This is a genomic window from Streptomyces sp. NPDC052064 (assembly GCF_055585925.1).
On the sequence record NZ_JBVJJE010000006.1, the window covers coordinates 276,902 to 296,814 of the forward strand.

Below are 19,913 nucleotides of genomic sequence, written 5' to 3' on the forward strand. Positions count from 1 at the left end.
GTCCGGCACGCTTGGCCAGGTCGCCGGCGACCCTCTCGTAGGCGTCCGTCGCGGTGGAGGCCTGCCCCGACGGCGGTTCCGACACCTCCGTGGCCCAGACGTGGATGCGTGCCAGGTACCGAACCGCCTGGGCGAGCGACGCGAGCGGGTGCCCACCGCGTCCTTCGTAGGCGTCCGCGATGGCCGCCGCCAGGCTTCGGCCCACCGCGCGACGCGACGCCAGGGCGGTGTCCGGCGCGGGATCGCGGGACGTCGGCCAGTCCGGGGGAAGTTCGACCATCGCCAGGGGGCGGGCAGCAGCATCCAGTCCGGTGCCCCGGTGTCTTTGAGGTAGCGGCGCAGGGACGCCAGCTGATCGCGTTCCGCCTCGGCCTCGCCCCGGCTGGTCGGCTTCAGTACGAGCGTCGCGGACAGCAGCCGCTGGGGGTCGTCGAGTACGTAGGTTTCCGACCGTCCCCCCAGAATCTCCTGGCGAAAGGGCTGGGCGCGTGGACGGCCGTCCACGCCGCTTCCTGGTAGAGCCAGGCCTGATCGCCTTCGCGGACCGCACGCCGGATCTCGGACACCCTCGGGTCCGCGTGCTCCTCGTCCCCGAGTTCCGGCGTCCCGCTCCCCTGCGGGGTCACGGCCGATACGCCCTTCCGCGCCCGTGGGGCCGCGAATTCCGCCAGTTGCATCAGCGGCCAGGGCCAGTGGGGATCGAGTTGCCACGCCCTGCCCGCAGGTCCTTCTCACTGCCCGTACGGGCCCGCCGCAGGTATGCCTCACCCAGCAGGCCGTGCACGTTGTCCGGGGCCTGGTCGTCCTGGGAGACCGCTTCGAACCAGCTGATCGCCTCGGTGAGGTGGTGGAGCATCACCGCCTCGTCGTCCTTGCCGCCGGCGAGCTTCATGACCTTCGCGTAGTGCAGGGCCGCCCGCCCAGCGCCACCTGGGCTTCCCGGCTCTCCTCACCGGCCGGCACGAGGTCGGTGCGCAACTGCCCGTACAACGCGGAGGCCGACTGGACGTCGAGCCCGTCGGCGGGGCGGCCGTGCGGTGACTGCGCCCTCTTGAGCCGGTGCTCCCCCAGGGTGACCAGCCAGCGGGAGGAACCGGCGACGTGGGGGACCGCCCGTTCGATCAGGGCGTCGGCCGCGTCCCAGAGTGCGGGAAGTCCCGCCGGATCGTCGGACAGCCGGCTGAGCACCTCCAGCAGGAAGGTGAAGTGACCGGCGCTGGTGTCCTCCGCCGCTTCGGCGTACTCCAGATCCGTGCGGGCTCCCCGCAGGAGGTCGAAAGGCCGCCGCGTGTTGCGGGCCAGGTAGAGCCGGGTGACTCCGCGTTTCCCACGGCAGATGCGGCGTGCCTTGCTCTCGGGGGCCAGCAGCCGGTCCGCGTCCGGTTCGACGATCTCCCAGCAGCGGATGGCCTCTTCGAGCATGGGGCGGACCAGACGGCTGCGCCCCCGGGCCATCTGTTCCGTGGCGTACTCCTGGAGCGACCCCGCCAGGTACAGGTGTACGTGGAAGAAGGTGACGTCCCAGCGCAGCCCGGCGAAACGCGTCCCGACCACGGCAGGTCCCCGTCGCAGGACGTTGCGCACGGCGAGACAGACGAGGATGGCCCGCTCGGGGTCGAGTTGGTTGTAGGAAGCGCGCCAGACCACCGGTAAGGCGCTCAGGGCGGTCCGAGGGTCGAACAGCTTCTGGAACGTACGGTCCGGCAAGAAGTCCGTCACCGTCGACCACCCGGCGGACGAGGGTGAAGTTGACGGACGGCACCCATGGGGTCAGTTCGGGGTGGCCGACCTCGGCCAGTTCCTCGACGAGTTCGCGGCGCAGACAGTCCGTCGCCGGCTCACGGTCGGCGCCGCCGTGCAGCCAGCGTGCGAAGCCCGGGATTCTGGCCGCTCGTACGAAGCCCCGCAAATCGCACCTCATCACCTCCTGGCTGCGTTGCTCGCACTCGAAGCCGAGCTTGTCCAGTTTGCGGCGCTCGGTCTCGTGATACTTGACCACTCCGCCGGGCGGGCCGAAGGCCGCCGGCCGTGTGGGCGAGTCGAACAGGATGTAGCGGTCCTCGTCGTCGAGCCGCAGGAGCACGGCCACCGAGACACGTATGCGCCGCCACGGTGTGAACAGGAGCAGAAGCAGCCGTAGATGCCGCCGGTTCTGCCAGAGTGTCTTGCCGATGTAGACGACCAATGCCGCTGCTACGGTGACGGCAACGCGAACAGCGATGTCCGCGAGCACTGAATCCCCCTCTTCGAGGAGTGGATCCTAGCGGCCGCTGTGTCCTGTTGCGCACCGTTCTGGTACGACGATCCCAAGAGGTGACTTCAGGGGATCGGAGGTTCCCGGTTTCCGCCGGGCAGCGCTCGTCACCGGTACATGGGCGGCCGCTCCACCAGCTCGACCTCCACCCGCCCGCCGTCCTCCAGCGCCCGCACGCCCCCCTCGCACACCGCCGCCGCGGCGTAACCGTCCCAGACACTGGGGCCGGTGACCTCGCCGCGGCGGGTGGCGTCGACCCAGGTCTGGACCTCCCGGTCGTAGGCCGTCTCGAAGCGTTCGGTCCAGTCCTGGGCGATGGTGCCGCCCCAGCGGCCGGCCATGTTGGTGACCAGGGCGTGGCCGTCGCCGATGCGGGCGGTGCCGCGTTCGCAGACCACCTCGGCCTGCACCTGGTAGCCGAAGCCGCAGTTGACGAAGATCTCCACGTCGGAGAGTGCGCCGCCGTCGGTCTCGAAGACGACGAACTGCGGATCGCGCAGCCCGTCGGGGGCGTTGGCGGAGGGGGCCGGGCGCAGGACCGTGACCGCCGTGATCTCGTGCCCCAGCAGCCAGCGGGTCGCGTCCGCCTCGTGGGCGACGGAGTCGCTGATGAGCATGGAGCTGGTGAAGAAGGGCGGACTGGCCACGTTGCGATGCCGGTTGTGCAGCATCAACGGGCGGCCCAGCTGACCCGACGTCAGCAGGGCCTTCAGCTTCGCGTATTCGGGGTCGTAGCGGCGCATGAAGCCGACCTGGACACGGCGGTGGCCGAGGCGCAGTTCGGCTTCGAGGACGCGCAGGGCGGAGGCCGCGTCGGGGGTGAGCGGCTTCTCGCACAGGACGGGCAGGTCGCGCTCGAAGGCCGCGAGCAGCGTGGCCTCGTGGGCCGGGCCCGGGGAGGCGATCAGGACGGCGTCGACGTCGGCCGCCGCCATCGCGGCCGCCGGGTCGGTGTAGGCGGTACAGCCGTCGACGCGAGCGGCGACGGCCTTCGCCCGCTCCGCGTCGACGTCCACCACGGCCACCACCCGTGCTCCGCTGGTGACTTCGTGGATGCGGCGCACGTGGTCGGCGCCCATTCTCCCGGTACCGATGACCGCGACTCCCAGGGTGGCGCGCTCAGTCATGGCCGTCCTTTCGGATCGTCAGGCGCCGCAGGACCTCAGGAACTTGCGGGTGCGCACCGCGATCGGCAGCGGCTTGTCCGGCTCGCAGGGGTACATGTCCTGCTCGACGATGGCGAACAGGTCCACGCCCAGCTTCTGGGCGGCGGTGAGAACCGGACCCAGCTCGGGCACACCGGCGGGCGGTTCGCACATGACTCCCCGCGCCACGGCGGGGCCGAACGGGACCTCGTTCTCGACCACGTCGGCGAGGATGTCCGGGTCGACCTGCTTGAGGTGCAGATAGCCGATGCGCTCGCCGTACGTCTCGATCAGCTTGACGCTGTCGCCGCCGCAGTAGGCGTAGTGCCCGGTGTCCAGGCAGAGGTTGACCGCGCCGGAGTCGGTGGAGTCGAGGAACTGCTCGACGTGCTCCTCGGTGTCGATGTGGGTGTCGGCGTGCGGGTGGACGACGATGTCCAGACCGTACTTGTCCTTCACCTCACGGCCGAGGCGCTCCATGCCCGTGGTGAGGTTGCGCCACTGCTCGGTGGTGAGCTCCGGGGGCTCCAGGATCTCGGCGGTCTTGTCGTCCCGCCAGAAGGACGGGATGACCACGAGGTGGTTGGCGTCCATGGCCTGGGTGAGGGCGGCGACCCGGCTGACCTGCTCCCAGGTGGAGTCCCACTCGGAGGGGCCGCGGTGCAGGCCGCAGAAGATCGTGCCGGCGGAGACCTTCAGGTTCCGCTTGGTCACCTCGTCGGTGAGCCGGGCCGGGTCGGTCGGCAGGTAGCCGTACGGGCCGAGTTCGATCCACGAGTAGCCGGCCTCGGCGACCTCGTCGAGGAAGCGTTCCCAGGGCACCTGCTGGGGGTCGTCGGGGAACCAGACGCCCCAGGAGTCGGGGGCGGAGCCGACCCGGATGCGGTCGAGCGCGAGGGCCATGTCAGGACTTTCCTTCCGAAGACGTGGCTACGGGGGCGGTGAGGTCTCCCTCTTCGGGGAGCTCCTCGACGTCGACGCCGCGCACCTGGGCCAACTCGTGCTTGAGCGAGGCGAGTTCGGTGCCGCCGGCCATGTGGTTGGTCAGCTCCTCGAGGCTGACCTCGCTGCGGGAGGCGGACAGTTCCATGGTGCCGAGGCGCAGCACGCTGAAGTGGTCGCCGACCATGTAGGCGTGGTGCGGGTTGTGGGTGATGAAGATGACGCCCAGGCCCTTCTCGCGGGCGGCGGCGATGTACTTCAGCACCACACCGGACTGCTTGACGCCGAGGGCGGCGGTCGGCTCGTCCAGGATGAGGACGCGGGCGCCGAAGTAGACGGCCCGGGCGATCGCGACGCACTGGCGCTGGCCGCCGGAGAGCGTGCCGATGGGCTGCTCCATGTCGTCGAGGACGATGCCCATGGCGCGCAGTTCCTCGTCCGCGGTCTTCTTCATCTTCTCGATGTCGAGACGTCGGACCGGCCAGGGGCCCTTGGTCATCTCGGAGCCGAGGAAGAAGTTGCGCCACACCGGCATCAGCGGGACGACGGCGAGGTCCTGGTAGACCGTGGCGATGCCCTTGTCGAGAGCCTCGCGCGGGGTGGAGAAGCGCACCGGTTCGCCGTCGACGAGGAACTCGCCCTCGGTGTGCTGGTGCAGACCCGAGACGATCTTGATGAGGGTGGACTTGCCGGCGCCGTTGTCGCCGAGGACGCAGGTCACCTTGCCGGCGTGCACGGACAGGTCGACGCCGTGCAGGGCGCGGATGTTGCCGTAGGACTTGCCGGCGCCCCGCAGCTCGACGACGGGCCGCTCGTCCGTGGTCTGGGTGTCCTTCAGAACGGCCCCGTGGGTGCCCGTGGAATTGCTTGTCATTGCGATCACCTCCGGGTCGCTTGCTTGCGGACCCACAGATTGACGAGGGTGGCGCCGACCAGCATCACGCCGAGGAAGGTCTTGAACCAGTCGGGGTTCCATCCGGCGAACACGATGCCCTGGTTGACCATGCCGAACATGAACGCGCCGAAGACCGGGCCGATCACCGTGCCGTAGCCGCCGGTCAGCAGACACCCGCCGACCACCGCCGCCGCGATGTAGATCAGCTCGTTGCCCACACCCTCACCGGACTGCACCGTGTTGAAGGCGAACAGGTTGTGCATACCGACGAACCAGGCACCGAAGCCGACCAGCATGAACAGCGAGATCTTGGTGAAGTTCACCGGCACACCGACCGCGCGGGCGCTGTCCTTGTTGCCGCCGACCGAGAAGATCCAGTTGCCGTACTTGGTGCGCAGCAGCACCCAGGAGGCCAGGGCCGCGAAGACCAGCCACCAGATGATGGTGATCTTCACCTCGACGCCGCCGATGTTGAAGGACGACGCGAAGATCGCCTTCGCCTGGTCGAAGCCGTCCATGTCGCTGATGTCGTCGGTGGCCACGTTGCCGGTGATCAGCTTGGTCACCGCCAGGTTCACGCCCTGCAGGCCCATGAACGTGCCCAGGGTGACCAGGAAGCTCGGCAGCCCGGTCTTCACCAGCAGCCAGCCGTTGAAGAAGCCGATCGCCAGCGACACCACCAGCGCCACCACCACGCCGACCCACACGTTCAGGGTCAGCTGGAAGGCGGTCATGCTCGCGGTCAGCGCCGAGGCGATCGGGGCGACGCCGGAGGACAGGTCGAACTCGCCGCCGATCATCAGCAGCGCCACGGGCACGACCATGATCCCGATGGTCGACGCCTGGTAGAGGACGGTCGCGATCGAACTGCCCTGGCGCAGCGACGGCGCCGCGATCAGGAAGAAGACGAAGACCGCGACGGCGCCGAGGAAGACGCCGACCTCGGGCCGGGAGAGCAGTCTGAGCGCCAGGGGGCGCTGTGCCGTTCGCCCGTCGGTTTCCTTGGGGCCGGAGGCCGGCGGTGTGTCCACCGCCGGCGTGGCCTGCTGGGTCATGCTCATCACCGGGTGCCCTTCGCGGCGAACTCCCCGATCTTGTCGACGTTGGACTTGTCGACGAAGGCCGGGCCGGTCAGCACGGGCTGCTCGCCGCCACCGCTGTAGTTGCCGTTGTTCTTGTAGAGCCACAGACCGTCGACGGCCAGGTAGCCCTGGAGGTAGGGCTGCTGGTCGACGGCGAACTGGATGGAGCCGTCCTGGATGGCCTTGATGAGTTGCTTGTTGAGGTCGAAGGTCGCGACCTTCGCCTTGCTGCCGGCGTCGCCCACCGACTGCACCGCGGTCAGCGCGAACGGGGCGCCGAGCGTGACGACGTAGTCGATGGAGGGGTCCTGCTTCAGCTTGGCGGTGATCGTCGACTTCACCGACGGCATGTCCGTGCCGTTGACGTTGTCGGGGGTGGTCTTACCCTTGAAGGTCTTCGCCACGCCGTCGCAGCGCTCGGTCAGGCCGACGTTGCCCTGCTCCTGCATGACGCACAGGACGTGCTTGGCGCCGACCTCGTTCAGCTTCTTGCCGAAGGCCTCGCCCGCGACGGACTCGTCCTGGCCGAAGAACTCCAGCAGGTTGAGGTTCTTCCAGTCGCTCAGGCCGGAGTTGAGTCCGACGACGGGTATGCCGGACTTCTCGGCCTTGCCTATGACGCCCTTGAGGGCGTCGGGCTTGGCGAGGGTGACGGCGATGCCGTCGACCTTCTGGTCGATCGCGTTCTGGACCAGGTTGGCCTGGTTGCCCGCGTTCGGGTCGGCGGAGTAGATGAGCTTGATGTTGTCCTTGGCGGCGGCGGCCTCGGCGCCCTTGCGCACGGTGTCCCAGAAGGTGTCGCCGGGCGCCTGGTGGGTGACGAGGGCGACGGTCATGCGGGGCGTGGTCGCCTTGCCGGCGGAGGCGTTCGCGGCGCCTTCCTCGGACTTCTTGCCCCCGGAACTGCTGGAACAGCCGGCGAGGGTCAGGGCCGCTGCCGCGGCAACGGCGACAACCGGCGCGATTCTGCGGGAGCGGGGGTGAGAAGAGCGGTCCATCTTTCCTGGCACCTCACTGTGCTACTGCGGGGGAAAGGAGGGGATCACGAGGGATCCGTGGTCCCGGAGCCTTACGGAGTCCGGATCATGATGCCGCAAACAGACTGTTGCGATGCCACGGGATACAAGTCCCTGCCGCGCTCGCTGTCAATACTTTGTTAAGACATCATTTCACAAGCAGGTCCGAATGTAAGTACAAACTATTGACAGGGCCCTGCTCCGGCACCTACACCTGTTGAGCGGCAGGTCCCAGGTCACCCACGCCCCACGGTGTCAGGGCGGCTCCGGACCCGCATCCCCAGCTTCCCGAGGAGGTCGTGCATGGCCGGGCCAGCCCAGTATTTCGACTTGATCACGATGGGCCGCATCGGGGTCGACCTCTATCCCCTCCAGACCGGCGTCCCGCTGCCACAAGTGGAGACGTTCGGGAAGTTCCTTGGAGGTTCGGCGGCCAATGTGGCGGTCGCCGCGGCGCGCCTCGGACGCCGTACGGCGGTCATCACCCGGACGGGCAACGACCCCTTCGGCACCTACCTGCACGAGGAGCTGAAGTCCTTCGGCGTCGACGACCGCTGGGTCACCCCGGTCGACGCCCACCCGACGCCGATCACGTTCTGCGAGATCTTCCCGCCGGACGACTTCCCGCTGTACTTCTACCGCCGCCCCAAGGCCCCCGACCTGGAGATCCACACCGACGAGCTGGACTTCTTCGCGATCCGCGGGGCCCGGATCTTCTGGATCACCGGGACCGGCCTGAGCGAAGAGCCGAGCCGCTCCGCCACCCTCGCCGCCCTCAAGGCCCGCGACAAGGCGGGCATCACCGTCTTCGACCTCGACTGGCGGCCGATGTTCTGGGCCGACCCCGAGGAGGCCCGCCCGTACTACCGCGAGGCACTGCGCCACGCCACCGTCGCGGTCGGCAACCTGGACGAGTGCGAGGTCGCCACCGGCGTGCGCGAGCCACAGGCCTGCGCCGACGCGCTGCTGGAGGCAGGCGTGGAACTGGCCGTCGTCAAGCAGGGCCCCAAGGGCGTCCTGGCCGTGCACCGCGACGGCACCAGGGCCGAGGTGCCGCCGGTGCCGGTCGAGGTGGTCAACGGCCTGGGCGCGGGCGACGCCTTCGGCGGCTCCCTCTGCCACGGCCTCCTCGCCGGCTGGGACCTGGAGAAGACCATGCGGCACGCCAACGCCGCCGGCGCCCTCGTCGCCTCACGCCTCGCCTGCTCCTCCGCGATGCCCGCCGAGTCCGAGGTCGAGGACCTCCTCGCCGAAGTGCCGTCGCCGAGCACGAGTCACTGAACGGAGCCTGCATTGAACATCGGCATCCCCGACCTCACCACGGTCCGGGCCCGCAATCCCGAGGCCGTCGCCGAGGCGGCGGCCCGCCGGGTGCGCCGCCCGCTGATCGGCGACAGCGGCCGGCTGATGATCGTGGCCGCCGACCACCCGGCGCGCGGCGCCCTCGCGGTCGGCGACCGGCGCCTGGCCATGGCCAACCGCGCCGATCTGCTGGAACGGCTCTGCGTCGCGCTGTCGAGGCCCGGGGTCGACGGGGTGCTCGCCACCGCCGACATCCTGGAGGACCTGCTCCTGCTCGGGGTGCTGGAGAGCAAGGTCGTGATGGGCTCGATGAACCGCGGCGGCCTCGCCGGCGCCACGTTCGAGATGGACGACCGTTTCACCGGCCACCGCGCCGAGGACATCGCCCGGCTCCGCTTCGACGCGGGCAAGCTCCTGGTGCGCATCGACTACGACGACCCGGGCTCGCTCACCACCCTGGAGTCCACCGCGCGGGCGATCGACGCCATGGCGGCCCGGCAACTCCCCCTGTTCGTCGAGCCGTTCATCTCCCGGCGGGTCGACGGCAAGGTGCGCAACGACCTGTCCGCCGAGGCCGTCACCCGGTCCATCGCGATCTCTGCGGGCCTGGGCGGCACCTCCGCCTACACCTGGCTGAAGCTGCCCGTCACCGACGACCCGGACGACATGGCCCAGGTCCTGGAGACCTCCACGCTCCCCGCCGTGCTGCTCGGCGGGGAGGTCGGCGGCGACCAGGAGGGCGCGTACGAACGCTGGCGCAAGGCCCTGCGCCTGCCCACCGTGCAGGGCCTGGTCGTCGGGCGATCGCTGCTCTACCCGGCCGAGGGCAGCGTGGAACAGGCAGTGGACACGGCCGTCGGTCTGCTGTGAACCGGTCTGCTGTGCATCGGTCTGTTTGTGAATCGGTCTGTTGTGAGTCGCTCCGCTGTGACCCGAAAGGCACACGATGACGTATCACCTCCCCGCGGGTAAGGCCCTCGGCGGCCCCTACATCGTCGACGTCACGCCCGAGAAGGCCGGCTGGGACCACTCCAGCCTGCGGATCGTGGAGCTGCCGCCGGGCGGCACGCACTCCTTCGAGGCCGGCGACAGCGAGTGGATCGTCGTCCCGCTGAGCGGCGGCTGCACAGTCGCCGCGACGGACGACTTCGGCCAGGACACCTTCGAGCTCCACGGCCGCCGGGACGTCTTCAGCGGCGTCAGCGACTTCGCGTACGTGCCGCGCGACGCCCGGGCGACCGTGACGTCCGCCGCCGGCGGCCGGTTCGCGCTGACCGGCGCGCGCTGCACCCGCCGGCTGCCCGCCCGCTACGGGCCCGCCTCCGAGGTGCCCGTGGAGCTGCGGGGCACCGGGAACTGCTCCCGGCAGGTCAACAACTTCGGCGCGGCGGGCGTGTTCGAGTGCGACAAGCTCATCGCGGTCGAGGTGATCACCCCGGGCGGCAACTGGTCGTCGTTCCCGCCGCACAAGCACGACGAGCACCGGCCGGGCGAGGAGTCCGTGCTGGAGGAGATCTACTACTTCGAGTTCGCCGGCCACGACGGCATCCCCGGCCTCGGCTACCAGCGCGTCTCCCCCTCCGGCCCGGGCCGCGAGACCGACGTGCTGGCGGAGGTCCGCGACGGCGACGTCGTCCTGATCCCGGACGGCTGGCACGGGCCGTCGATGGCCACGCCCGGCCACCACATGTACTACCTCAACGTCATGGCGGGCCCGGAGGCCGAGCGTGCCTGGCTGATCTGCGACCACCCCGACCACGCCTGGGTCCGCGACACCTGGCCGGACCAGCCGGTCGATCCCCGACTCCCCCTCTACACCGCCCCGGAGACCTCCGCATGAGCGCCCGCACCCGCCGACTGACGACCGCCCAGGCCCTGGTGCGGTTCCTGTCCGCCCAGTACACCGAACGGGACGGCGTGCGGCGCCGGCTGATCGCCGGGACCTGGGGCATCTTCGGCCACGGCAACGTGGCCGGCGTCGGTCAGGCGCTCCTGGAGGCGGGCGAGGACGTCATGCCGTTCCACCAGGGCCGCAACGAGCAGTCGATGGTGCACGCGGCGGTCGGCTACGCCCGGCAGCTGAACCGGCTGTCCGCCCAAGCCGTGACGACCTCGATCGGCCCGGGCGCCACCAACCTGGTCACCGGTGCGGCCCTGGCGACGATCAACCGGCTGCCGGTGCTGCTCCTGCCCGGCGACTACTTCGCCACGCACTCCGCCGACCCGCTGCTCCAGCAGCTGGAGCACCCGGTCGAGGCCGACGTGTCGGTCAACGACACCCTGCGCCCGGTGTCCAGGTACTTCGACCGGATCACCCGCCCCGAGGCGCTGATCCCGTCGGCGCTCCAGGCCATGCGCGTGCTGGCCGACCCGGCCGAGACCGGCGCCGTCACCCTGGCCCTGCCCCAGGACGTGCAGGCGGAGGCGTACGACTGGCCGGAGGAGTTCTTCGCCGAGCGCGTCTGGTACGTACGGCGTCCCGCGCCGGACCCGGTGGAGCTGACGGCGGCCGTCGAGGCGATCCGGTCGGCCGAGCGGCCCCTGATCGTCGCGGGCGGCGGCGTCCACCACAGCGAGGCCGAGGCGGCGCTGAAGGCGTTCGTGGACGCCACCGGCATCCCGGTCGCCTCGACCCAGGCGGGCAAGGGATCACTCCGCCACGACCACCCCGCCGACCTCGGCGGCATCGGCCACACCGGCACGGCCGTCAGCGACGACCTCGCCCGCACCGCCGACCTCGTCATCGGCGTCGGCACCCGCTACACGGACTTCACCACGGCCTCCGGCACGCTCTTCCAGAACCCGGACGTGCGGTTCCTCAACCTCAACATCACCGGCTTCGACGCGCACAAGCTGGCCGCGCGCACGCTCGTGTGCGACGCGAAGTCGGGCCTCGAAAGGCTGCTGGAGGCGCTCTCCGGCCACCGGGTGAGCGAGGCGTACGAGGCCGGGTACCGCGCCGGCAAGGAGCGCTGGGACGAGGTCGTCGAGGCGGCCTTCCGCGCCGACGACGAGAGCGCGGTCCCGACCCAGACACAGGTGCTCGGCGCGCTGGACGCGGCCGTGGGCGACGACGACGTGGTGATCAACGCGGCCGGTTCGCTCCCCGGCGACCTGCACAAGCTGTGGCGCTCCCGCAGCCCGCGCCAGTACCACCTGGAGTACGGCTACTCCTGCATGGGCTACGAGATCCCGGCCGGCATCGGCGTCCAGCAGGCCGCTCCCGGTACGCCGGTGTGGGCGCTGGTCGGCGACGGCACCTACCTGATGATGCCGACGGAGATCGTCACGGCCGTCCAGGAGGGCCTGCCGCTCAACATCGTCCTCATCCAGAACCACGGCTACGCCTCCATCGGCGGTCTGTCGGAGGAGACCGGCGGCGAGCGCTTCGGCACCGCCTACCGCTTCCGGGCCGCCGACGGCACCTTCACCGGCGCCCCGCTCCCCGTCGACCTGGCCGCCAACGCGGCCAGCCTCGGCATGGACGTACTGCGCGCCAAGACGGTGCGCGAGTTGCGCGAGGCTCTGGCCACGGCTCGGGCCTCCGACCGGCCTACGTGCGTGTACGTCGAGACCGACCCGGCCCCGACCGCTCCCCCGGCCGAGGCCTGGTGGGACGTGCCGGTGGCCGAGACCGCCTCCCGCGAGGCCGCCGTCGAGGCCCGCGAGCGCTATGACCGCCAGGTCGCCGGACGCCGTCGCCACCTCTGAACACCCGCTGCACTCCAGGCTTGAACTCCAGGCTCACGAAAGGCCCTCGCGCACCATGAAGACCATCACCCACTGGATCGACGGCAAGCCCGTCGAAGGCTCCTCCGGCCGCTTCGGCCCCGTCTACGACCCCGCCACCGGCGCCCAGGAGAAGCAGGTCGCGTTCGCGACCGTCGACGAGGTGGACGCCGCCGTCGCCTCCGCCAAGGCCGCCTTCGAGTCCTGGGGGGAGTCCTCGCTCGCCAAGCGCACGGCGGTCCTGTTCAAGTACCGCGAGCTGCTGGACGCCCACCGCGACGAGATCGCCGAACTGATCACCGCCGAGCACGGCAAGGTGCACTCCGACGCGCTCGGCGAGGTCGCGCGCGGCATGGAGATCGTCGAGCTCGCGTGCGGGATCAGCGTCCAGCTCAAGGGCGAGCTGTCCACGCAGGTCTCCACCCGGGTCGACGTCGCCTCGATCCGCCAGCCGCTGGGCGTGGTCGCGGGCATCACGCCGTTCAACTTCCCGGCGATGGTGCCGATGTGGATGTTCCCGCTGGCGATCGCGTGCGGCAACACGTTCGTGCTGAAGCCCAGCGAGAAGGACCCGTCGGCCTCCTTCAAGCTCGCCGAACTGGCCGCCGAGGCCGGGTTGCCGGACGGCGTCCTGAACATCGTGCAGGGCGACAAGGTGGCGGTCGACCGCATCCTGGAGCACCCGGACATCGAGGCGGTCTCCTTCGTCGGCTCGACCCCGATCGCCAAGTACATCCAGCTCAAGGCCGTCGAGCACGGCAAGCGGGTGCAGGCCCTGGGCGGCGCCAAGAACCACATGCTGGTCCTGCCCGACGCCGACCTGGACCACGCCGCCGACCAGGCGATCAACGCGGCGTACGGCTCGGCGGGCGAGCGCTGCATGGCCGTGTCGGTCGTGGTCGCGGTCGGCGACACCGGTGACGAACTGGTCGGCAAGATCGCCGAGCGGGCGAAGAACCTGAAGATCGGCCCCGGCAACGACCCGGCGTCCGAGATGGGCCCGCTGATCACCCGCGAGCACCGCGACAAGGTGGCGTCCTACGTGTCGTCGGCCGCCGAGCAGGGCGCCGAGGTGGTCGTCGACGGCACGGGTTTCTCGGTGGACGGACACCCCGAGTGCGCGGACGGCTTCTTCCTCGGCGTCTCCCTACTGGACCGGGTGCCGCTGACGGCGGACGCGTACCGGGACGAGATCTTCGGCCCGGTGCTGTGCGTGGTCCGCGCGGAGACGTACGAAGAGGCCATCAAGCTGATCAACGACTCCCGCTGGGGCAACGGCACCGCGATCTTCACCCGGGACGGCGGCGCCGCCCGCCGCTTCCAGCTGGAGGTCAAGGCGGGCATGGTCGGCGTCAACGTGCCGATCCCGGTCCCCGTCGGCTACCACTCCTTCGGAGGCTGGAAGGACTCGCTCTTCGGCGACCTGCACATCTACGGCAACGACGGCATCGCCTTCTACACCCAGGGCAAGGTGATCACCACGCGCTGGCCGGACCCGGCGGACACCGGCGGTATCAACCTCGGCTTCCCGAGCAACTCCTGACCCATGGAGGGGGGTTCATCCATGGCGAAGAGCGGTGACCGGGCACGTGCCGCGGCCGCGCCTGCGCTCAGCTCGCTGGACTTCGCCCTGGACCGGGGCAGTCCCGTTCCGCTGTACTACCAGCTCGCCCAGCAGCTGGAGGCCGCGATCGAGCACGGGGTCCTCGCCCCGGGGAACCTCCTGGGCAACGAGGTCGACCTCTCGGCGCGCCTCGGTCTGTCCCGCCCCACCGTCCGCCAGGCCATCCAGTCCCTCGTCGACAAGGGGCTGCTGGTCCGGCGGCGCGGAGTGGGCACCCAGGTGGTGCACAGCCAGGTCAGGCGCCCGCTGGAACTGAGCAGCCTCTACGACGACCTGGAAGAGGCCGGGCAGGGGCCCACCACACAGGTCGTGCGCAACGAGGTCGTCCCGGCCTCCTGCGACGTGGCCGCCGCCCTCGGGGTCGCGGAGGGCAGCGAGGTCACGGTCCTGGACCGGCTGCGCTGCACGCACGGCCAGCCGGTGGCCCTGCTGTGCAACTACCTGCCGGCGTCTCTCATGGACCTCGACGACGCCCGCCTGGAGTCGACGGGCCTGTACCGGATGATGCGCTCGGCGGGCATCACCCTGCACAGCGCCCGGCAGCGTGTCAGCGCCCGCGCGGCCACCGCGGAGGAGGCCGCGCGTCTGGACGAGGAGGAGGGCGCGGCGCTGCTCACCATGCAGCGCACGGCGTACGACGACACCGGGCGGCCGGTCGAGTACGGAACGCACGTCTACCGGGCGTCGCGGTACACGTTCGATTCCCAGTTGCTGGTGCGGCCTTGACCGGACCCGAACCCGGGCGCAGAGCCGTCCGCGCTCGCCGAGCAGGGCACCCCGAGGGCCTCGCGGCCGGCCTCGTCGCCCTGCTCGGCAGCTTCACGAGCGGCTCCCCTTCCGCAGCATCCGGCTGAACGGCGTGTCCGGGCGCTCCAGGCGCTCGCCGTCCAGCGTGATGTCGACGGCCTCGTTGAAGAAGGCGACGCGCCCCTGGATCGCCGCCACCGCGGGCAGCGGGTCGGGGTAGCTCCAGACGATGTTGGGCGGCACACCGCCCTCGCCGCGCCAGGACCAGTACTCGGCGGTGCCCTTGTAGGGGCATCCGGTGCTGTGGTCGGTGGCGGCGAAGAGGTCCAGGCGGACGTCCTCGCGGGGGAAGTAGTACCGGGTCGGCAGGGAGGTCTCGAAGAGCAGGACGGGGGCGTGGGTGTCCGCGACGACCCGGCCGTCGATCTCGACCCGGACATGGCGGCTGCTGGACAGCGCGTCCACGCGTTTGTGCGGGTCGCGGGGGTGGATGAAGATCTCTTCCTCCTCCTCGTACCAGTGGTCGAGGCCCGTGTCGGTGCGCCGGAACCACTCGAAGGCCATGTGGCCGGCCAGGTCGTCGGCGGGGAACGTCCAGGCCGCGTTCGCGCGCACGTCGCCGTCGGCGTCGAGGTCGTAGAAGATCCGGGAGCCGGTGTGCGCGCCGGTGGGCGGGTTCTGTGCCGGGCGGAGGAGGTCGATGCGGACCTCGTCGTGCGGGAAGGCGTACTGCGGTACGGGCAGGTGGGGTTCCCAGACGAGGACCGGGTGCCGGCTGTCGACGACGGTGACGTCGCCCTTGCGGCCGCGCACCCAGCGCTCGCTGGGCTCCCACATGAGGCCTTCTGGGGTGGTCCTGATCGACCGGGCGGTGGGGTGGGCCGGGTGGGTGGTCATGGCCGGTGCTCCTTCCGGAGGTCCGGATGTCCGGTTCCCCTCCACGGTCCCACGCGCTCAGTGCGCCGCGTCGAGCCGGGCCCGCTGCTCGGGGGTCAGTTCCAGGTCCACGGCGGCCAGGTTCTCCTCCAACTGGGCCAACGACGAAACCCCGGCCAGCGGGACGATCGGCAGCTCGCCGCCGATCTGCCAGGCGAGCACGACCTGGTTGACGCTCGCCCCGGTCTCCCGGGCCACCTCCCGCAGCACCGCCAGCCTGGCCGGGGTGCCGGGGTGGTCGAAGTCCGCGGGCAGCCGGTCCGGGTGGGTGTAGGCGCCCTTCAACAGGGGCGAGTAGGCGATCAGGGTCATGCCCGGCTCGGCCCTCAGATAGCTCAGCAGGTCGGGGCCGGCGTGGCCGAGGCTGCCGTCCGGGAAGACGTCGTCGGGTACGTCGGTGCGAGGGCGCAGGTGGCTGTGCGCGTACTGGAGCACCTCGTAGCCGGGCAGTCCGGCCGCGGCGGCGAGGGCACGGGCCCGCTCCACGCGCCAGGCGGCGTGGTTGCTCACGCCGAGCAGTCCGACGGTGCCCTCGGCGACCAGGGCGGCGAAGCCCTCGACGGTCTCCTGGAGGGGGACCCTGGGGTCCTCGATGTGGGCGTACAACAGGTCCAGCTTCGCCACGCCGAGCCGCTCGCGGCTGCGTTCGGCGGACTCGCGGATCACCTTCGCCGAGAGGCCTTCGGGGTTGTCGACGTAGCTGGTGCCGGGGGCCAGGGGGCGTGCGCCGAGCTTGGTCGCGATGACGATCTCGTCGCCGACGCCGCGGCTGCGCCGCCAGCGGCCGAGGAGTTCCTCGCTCTGGCCGCCCTGGCCGCCGTCGGTCCAGAAGGCGTAGTTGTCCGAGGTGTCGATGAAGTTCCCGCCGGCTTCGACGTAGCGGTCGAGGACGGCGAAGGACGTCTTCTCGTCCGTCACCGAGCCGAACAGCATCGCGCCGAGCGCGAGGACGCTCACCTCGCGGCGGGTGCGCGGGTCCGTGCCGATCGTGCGGTAACGCATGGCTGTTGCTCCTCCCTGCGGCCCCGGGTCTCGGGGCACGAAGGGGAGTCTTCAGCTTGGAGCGCGCTTCAAGTCAAGGGCTTACGGCGCAAAGGGATGTTCGACGAGTGCGTGCCGGCTGTTCCACACCTGAAACGGGCCGGCATCGGCGACGTCGACTTCGGTCTCTTCACCCTCGTTGGGACCCTGACAGCCCGCTCACCCCCATGCCGCTCCGGGGCTCCGGGGCGGCAGGTCCGGGGCTCCGGGGCGGCAGGTCCGGGGCGGCGACTCGCCGGACCTGCGTTGTCTGGCGCGGTCGCGTTCGCTCTTCTACCGGCCTTGGGGCAGTGGCGGCCCGGCCCGTCGTCCGTGCTCAGCCGACGCCACGGGGGGTGGCTTGTGCGAGCAGCCCGTCGACGAACGTGCGGAGCCCCCGGGGGTAGATGTCCCGTGCGGCCAGCGCGGCCCACCGGACGCCGATGGCGGCCAGGTGGGGCAGATGGGACGGGTCCAGGTCGTCGCGGTAGGCGAAGGGCCTGCCCTCGTCCCGTCGGCGGGCGGAGTGGGCGCGGACCAGGACCTCGCCGACGGTGTAGTACCAGATGTTGCGGAAGACGTCGACGCTCTGTTCGGGTGTGCATCCGCCGCCCTCGTCGAGGGCTTGTCCTACGCCCTGCTGGTTCCCGTGCTGCGGGCACTGTTCGGGAGCACACCCGAAGACGCCTGGCCCTGGCTGGTCGCGTTCGGGGCCGCGGTCGCCGTCTACGCGGTGCCGCGTCATGTCAGCGATCTGTCCGGTTTCCGGGTCGGGACCACGCTGTTGCGCGGCACGTACCACCGTCTCGGCGACCATCTGGCCCGACTGCCCATCGGCTGGTACGACGCAGGCCGCGTCGGGGAGGTATCCGTCCTGGCCAGCCGCGGCGCCCTCCGGGCGATGAGCGTGATCGCGCATCTGCTGGCACCGTTCATCTCCGCCTGTGTGACCCCCATGACGATTGTTGCCGTCATGCTGGCCTTCAACTGGCAGATGGGCCTGGCCACGTTGGCCGCCGTTCCGATCGTGGCTGCCATCCAGATACGGACGGGACGCTCGATGGCCGCCACGGACACGGAGCGCCACGAACGCGACCACGAGGCCACCGGGCGAGTCATCGAGTACCTCCAGGCCAGCCGGTGCTGCGCGCCGGCGGCCGGACCGTCGAACGCTGACGGGTGCTCGACGACTCGTTGCAGGAAGTCCAGCGCGCCTCCCGCCGAACCGCGCTGTCAGCGCTGCCCGGCGTGGTGGGACTGGCACTCGCGGTGCAGACGATGTTCACCGTCGTGTTGGCCCTGGGCGCCTACCTCGCACTCCGCGGGAACATCGGTGCGGCGGAGGTCTTGGCGATCCTGGTGCTGGCCGCCCGCTGCGCGGATCCGCTGCTGTCACTGTCGGACATCGGCGGCCAACTACGCGTAGCGCGCTACGAGTTGGCGCGGCTCGACACGGTATTGCGCACCGAGCCGCTGCCGGAGCCGGCCGAACCGATCCAACCGGTACGCCATGACCTGGAGTTCGAGTCCGTCGCCTTCCGGCAGGGCGACCGCACGGTGATCGACAACACGTCGTTGTCCGTGCCGGAGGGACAACGGCTCGCCGTTGTCGGACCGTCGGGTGCGGGCAAGAGCACACTGCTGCAATTGATCGCGCGGTTCTACGACGTGGACGCGGGCGCTGTGCGCGTGGGAGGGGTGGACGTGCGGGCCATCAACACGGAGGTGTTGATGGCGCAGATCGCCATCGTCTTCCAGGACGTCTTTCGGACCCGGTGAACGAGGCAGCCGTCCACGAGGGCATCGAGCATCTGATGGCCGGCCGGACGGTGGTGATGGTCGCGCACCGGATGCGAACCGTCCAACGCGCCGATCGCGTCGTCCTTCTGGACGGCGGCCGGATCGTGGAGAAGGGCACCCACGACGAGCTGCTGCACCGCGGCGGCCGCTACGCCGATGTCTGGAATGCAGGGCGCTGCTGTGGGACCACCTCGCTGACCAGGTGAGAGTGGCAGCGACGTGGAGCCCAACAAGGTGGACGGCGCACTCAGTTCCGGTTGGATCCGCTCGACGGACTCGCCGCTCGCGCGGCGACGGAGCACGGTGCGCGCGTTCCCCGCCTCAAGGTCGGCTCGACCGAGATCATCGCTCTCGCCGACGGCGAGGGGCCGTTCTTCTCCCCGCGCGCCGAGGCCTTCCCCGAGGCCACGGCCGCTCAGTGTGCCGAGGCCGACCGCTACGACCCGGGCGCGGTCGACGCCGAGGGCCGCTGGAGGCTCCAGTTCCGCGCGTACGCGATCCGCGGCGACAAGGGCCTCACCGCCGGGATCGGTCCGGCGGACAGCCCGGCCGGCTCGTGGGCGCCCGTGCCCGGTGCGCTCCCCGAGTCGCTCGCCGCCGCCCGGTCGCGACCGAGGCGGCCGTCCCTTCAGCGGGCGGCGCGGTGGACGGCAATGCTTCGACCGGCGGCGCGGCCAGCGGCCGCCGTCCTTATTTCCCGAACGCCGAATACCTGCTCCAGCGGACCGAGTTCGACGCCCTCGACGCGCTCAACCCGCAGCTTCGCGAGACCCTCACCGACCCGCTCGCGGCCGCCGGTCGGCTCCGGCTCCTGAACGGGGACACTCCACTGCGCGCCGGGCGCGCGGTCGCCACGCCCGGTCATACGCCCGGACACCAGAGCGTGCTGGTCGCCGACGGGCGCGAGCTGGCGCTCGTCACCGGCGACCTCCTGGTGCACGCGCTCCAGCTGCTCCACCCCGAGCTCGCCTACGCGCACGAGGCCGACCCTGAGGCGGCCAGGCACTCGAGGGAGCGCATGCTCGGCCGCGAAACCGCCACCACGCTGCACCTGGCGACGCCGCATCTGACGGAGCCGTTCCTCTCGGCGTGATCGCGGCCGTTCGGCGCGGGACAGGCCGCGAGGGCATGCTCGCCGAGCGCCTGGAGGCGGCCGGGCAAGACGCGAAGCTCAGTTTCGTGGTTCAGCCGGGCGGCCGGGCGAGCTGAACATCGACCGGCTCGGCGCGAGATTGGTACCCAAAAACGATCAAGAGGTCGTGCCGGATTCCTCCGATACGACCTCTGACCTGCGACTCTCACGAGTCGGGACGACAGGATTTGAACCTGCGACCCCTTGACCCCCAGTCAAGTGCGCTACCAAGCTGCGCCACGTCCCGGTGCGCGACCACCGCGGTGAACCGCGTGATCGCGCGAACAGC

The 19,913-nt window shown here is 70.6% G+C and carries 18 protein-coding genes, 1 tRNA gene and 3 pseudogenes; 10 read left to right on the forward strand and 12 right to left on the reverse strand.

Annotation, left to right across the window (positions count from 1 at the left end; translation table 11 throughout):
• Positions 1–676: 676 nt before the first annotated feature.
• The 8 genes and pseudogenes from ACZ6TU_RS18335 to ACZ6TU_RS18370 form a co-directional block, all read right to left on the reverse strand.
• Positions 677–892 carry a hypothetical protein gene (locus ACZ6TU_RS18335; protein ID WP_469549536.1) on the reverse strand — a complete coding sequence of 72 codons (216 nt, stop codon included), beginning with the start codon at positions 890–892 and terminating at the stop codon, positions 677–679.
• Positions 889–1,719 (reverse strand): hypothetical protein, encoded by an 831-nt coding sequence (locus tag ACZ6TU_RS18340; RefSeq protein ID WP_469549540.1) that lies wholly within the window; start codon positions 1,717–1,719, stop codon positions 889–891. The genes ACZ6TU_RS18335 and ACZ6TU_RS18340 overlap by 4 nt, the downstream gene beginning before the upstream one ends.
• A gap of 58 nt (positions 1,720–1,777) precedes the next feature.
• Positions 1,778–2,233 (reverse strand): annotated as a pseudogene (locus tag ACZ6TU_RS18345) (SMODS-associated NUDIX domain-containing protein); the annotation flags it as partial.
• A 128-nt stretch (positions 2,234–2,361) separates the two neighbouring features.
• Complete coding sequence (locus ACZ6TU_RS18350; protein WP_467670794.1) at positions 2,362–3,381, reverse strand: Gfo/Idh/MocA family protein; 1,020 nt, start codon at positions 3,379–3,381, stop codon at positions 2,362–2,364.
• 18 nt (positions 3,382–3,399) lie between these two features.
• The gene (locus tag ACZ6TU_RS18355; protein WP_467670792.1) at positions 3,400–4,302 is read right to left on the reverse strand and encodes a sugar phosphate isomerase/epimerase family protein; all 903 of its coding nucleotides are present in this window, start codon (positions 4,300–4,302) and stop codon (positions 3,400–3,402) included.
• Position 4,303: 1 nt separating this feature from the next.
• A complete protein-coding gene (locus tag ACZ6TU_RS18360) occupies positions 4,304–5,215 on the reverse strand; it encodes an ATP-binding cassette domain-containing protein (RefSeq protein WP_467670790.1) in 912 nt (303 codons plus the stop codon).
• 5 nt (positions 5,216–5,220) lie between these two features.
• Entirely contained in the window at positions 5,221–6,297 is a 1,077-nt protein-coding gene (locus ACZ6TU_RS18365; RefSeq protein ID WP_467670788.1) for an ABC transporter permease, read from the reverse strand.
• Positions 6,297–7,316, reverse strand: a complete 1,020-nt coding sequence (locus ACZ6TU_RS18370) for a sugar ABC transporter substrate-binding protein (RefSeq protein ID WP_467670786.1) — start codon at positions 7,314–7,316, stop codon at positions 6,297–6,299. Before ACZ6TU_RS18370 ends, ACZ6TU_RS18365 begins: the two co-directional genes overlap by 1 nt.
• A gap of 321 nt (positions 7,317–7,637) precedes the next feature.
• Here ACZ6TU_RS18370 and iolC point away from each other — a divergent pair, with 321 nt between their 5' ends.
• The 6 genes from iolC to ACZ6TU_RS18400 all read left to right on the forward strand — a co-directional run bounded on the left by iolC (position 7,638) and on the right by ACZ6TU_RS18400 (position 14,715).
• Positions 7,638–8,615: a 5-dehydro-2-deoxygluconokinase gene (gene iolC, locus ACZ6TU_RS18375; protein ID WP_467670784.1), complete on the forward strand. Its 978-nt coding sequence runs from the start codon at positions 7,638–7,640 to the stop codon at positions 8,613–8,615.
• 12 nt (positions 8,616–8,627) lie between these two features.
• Positions 8,628–9,506 (forward strand): Cgl0159 family (beta/alpha)8-fold protein, encoded by an 879-nt coding sequence (locus ACZ6TU_RS18380; RefSeq protein ID WP_467670782.1) that lies wholly within the window; start codon positions 8,628–8,630, stop codon positions 9,504–9,506.
• A gap of 76 nt (positions 9,507–9,582) precedes the next feature.
• Positions 9,583–10,476, forward strand: coding sequence for a 5-deoxy-glucuronate isomerase (gene iolB / locus ACZ6TU_RS18385; protein ID WP_469549547.1), 894 nt, complete (start codon positions 9,583–9,585; stop codon positions 10,474–10,476).
• Entirely contained in the window at positions 10,473–12,347 is a 1,875-nt protein-coding gene (gene iolD / locus ACZ6TU_RS18390) for a 3D-(3,5/4)-trihydroxycyclohexane-1,2-dione acylhydrolase (decyclizing) (RefSeq protein ID WP_467670778.1), read from the forward strand. The genes iolB and iolD overlap by 4 nt, the downstream gene beginning before the upstream one ends.
• Positions 12,348–12,402: 55 nt before the next feature.
• A complete protein-coding gene (locus tag ACZ6TU_RS18395; protein WP_467670776.1) occupies positions 12,403–13,908 on the forward strand; it encodes a CoA-acylating methylmalonate-semialdehyde dehydrogenase in 1,506 nt (501 codons plus the stop codon).
• A gap of 21 nt (positions 13,909–13,929) precedes the next feature.
• Positions 13,930–14,715, forward strand: coding sequence for a GntR family transcriptional regulator (locus ACZ6TU_RS18400; protein WP_467670774.1), 786 nt, complete (start codon positions 13,930–13,932; stop codon positions 14,713–14,715).
• A 93-nt stretch (positions 14,716–14,808) separates the two neighbouring features.
• On the opposite strand, the gene ACZ6TU_RS18405 is transcribed toward ACZ6TU_RS18400, so the two are convergent.
• The 3 genes from ACZ6TU_RS18405 to ACZ6TU_RS18415 form a co-directional block, all read right to left on the reverse strand.
• Positions 14,809–15,633, reverse strand: coding sequence for a DUF427 domain-containing protein (locus ACZ6TU_RS18405; RefSeq protein WP_469549550.1), 825 nt, complete (start codon positions 15,631–15,633; stop codon positions 14,809–14,811).
• Positions 15,634–15,690: 57 nt separating this feature from the next.
• Complete coding sequence (locus ACZ6TU_RS18410; RefSeq protein WP_469549551.1) at positions 15,691–16,674, reverse strand: aldo/keto reductase; 984 nt, start codon at positions 16,672–16,674, stop codon at positions 15,691–15,693.
• Positions 16,675–17,029: 355 nt separating this feature from the next.
• Positions 17,030–17,611 carry a hypothetical protein gene (locus ACZ6TU_RS18415; RefSeq protein WP_469549555.1) on the reverse strand — a complete coding sequence of 194 codons (582 nt, stop codon included), beginning with the start codon at positions 17,609–17,611 and terminating at the stop codon, positions 17,030–17,032.
• Here ACZ6TU_RS18415 and ACZ6TU_RS18420 point away from each other — a divergent pair.
• From ACZ6TU_RS18420 to ACZ6TU_RS18435, 4 genes and pseudogenes are all read left to right on the forward strand, one after another.
• Positions 17,525–17,767, forward strand: a pseudogene (locus tag ACZ6TU_RS18420) (ABC transporter transmembrane domain-containing protein); the annotation flags it as partial. The gene ACZ6TU_RS18415 and the pseudogene ACZ6TU_RS18420 sit on opposite strands and share 87 nt — an antisense overlap.
• Positions 17,768–17,871: 104 nt before the next feature.
• Positions 17,872–18,471 (forward strand): ATP-binding cassette domain-containing protein, encoded by a 600-nt coding sequence (locus tag ACZ6TU_RS18425; RefSeq protein WP_469549558.1) that lies wholly within the window; start codon positions 17,872–17,874, stop codon positions 18,469–18,471.
• Entirely contained in the window at positions 18,468–18,698 is a 231-nt protein-coding gene (locus ACZ6TU_RS18430; protein ID WP_469549559.1) for a hypothetical protein, read from the forward strand. The genes ACZ6TU_RS18425 and ACZ6TU_RS18430 overlap by 4 nt, the downstream gene beginning before the upstream one ends.
• Positions 18,699–18,749: 51 nt before the next feature.
• Positions 18,750–19,585 (forward strand): annotated as a pseudogene (locus ACZ6TU_RS18435) (MBL fold metallo-hydrolase).
• Between the two features lie 212 nt (positions 19,586–19,797).
• Here the strand turns inward: ACZ6TU_RS18435 and ACZ6TU_RS18440 are convergent.
• Positions 19,798–19,871, reverse strand: a tRNA-Pro gene (locus ACZ6TU_RS18440).
• Positions 19,872–19,913 lie beyond the last annotated feature (42 nt).

Coding starts and splice junctions, on each gene's coding strand:
- ACZ6TU_RS18360 (WP_467670790.1), bottom strand. CDS start 5,215: ATGACAAGCAATTCCACGGGCACCCACGGGGCCGTTCTGAAGGACACC.
- ACZ6TU_RS18350 (WP_467670794.1), bottom strand. CDS start 3,381: ATGACTGAGCGCGCCACCCTGGGAGTCGCGGTCATCGGTACCGGGAGA.
- iolD (WP_467670778.1), top strand. CDS start 10,473: ATGAGCGCCCGCACCCGCCGACTGACGACCGCCCAGGCCCTGGTGCGG.
- iolB (WP_469549547.1), top strand. CDS start 9,583: ATGACGTATCACCTCCCCGCGGGTAAGGCCCTCGGCGGCCCCTACATC.
- ACZ6TU_RS18410 (WP_469549551.1), bottom strand. CDS start 16,674: ATGCGTTACCGCACGATCGGCACGGACCCGCGCACCCGCCGCGAGGTG.
- ACZ6TU_RS18365 (WP_467670788.1), bottom strand. CDS start 6,297: ATGAGCATGACCCAGCAGGCCACGCCGGCGGTGGACACACCGCCGGCC.
- ACZ6TU_RS18335 (WP_469549536.1), bottom strand. CDS start 892: ATGAAGCTCGCCGGCGGCAAGGACGACGAGGCGGTGATGCTCCACCAC.
- ACZ6TU_RS18355 (WP_467670792.1), bottom strand. CDS start 4,302: ATGGCCCTCGCGCTCGACCGCATCCGGGTCGGCTCCGCCCCCGACTCC.
- ACZ6TU_RS18415 (WP_469549555.1), bottom strand. CDS start 17,611: ATGCGCGATCACGCTCATCGCCCGGAGGGCGCCGCGGCTGGCCAGGAC.
- ACZ6TU_RS18400 (WP_467670774.1), top strand. CDS start 13,930: ATGGCGAAGAGCGGTGACCGGGCACGTGCCGCGGCCGCGCCTGCGCTC.
- ACZ6TU_RS18405 (WP_469549550.1), bottom strand. CDS start 15,633: ATGACCACCCACCCGGCCCACCCCACCGCCCGGTCGATCAGGACCACC.
- iolC (WP_467670784.1), top strand. CDS start 7,638: ATGGCCGGGCCAGCCCAGTATTTCGACTTGATCACGATGGGCCGCATC.
- ACZ6TU_RS18370 (WP_467670786.1), bottom strand. CDS start 7,316: ATGGACCGCTCTTCTCACCCCCGCTCCCGCAGAATCGCGCCGGTTGTC.
- ACZ6TU_RS18395 (WP_467670776.1), top strand. CDS start 12,403: ATGAAGACCATCACCCACTGGATCGACGGCAAGCCCGTCGAAGGCTCC.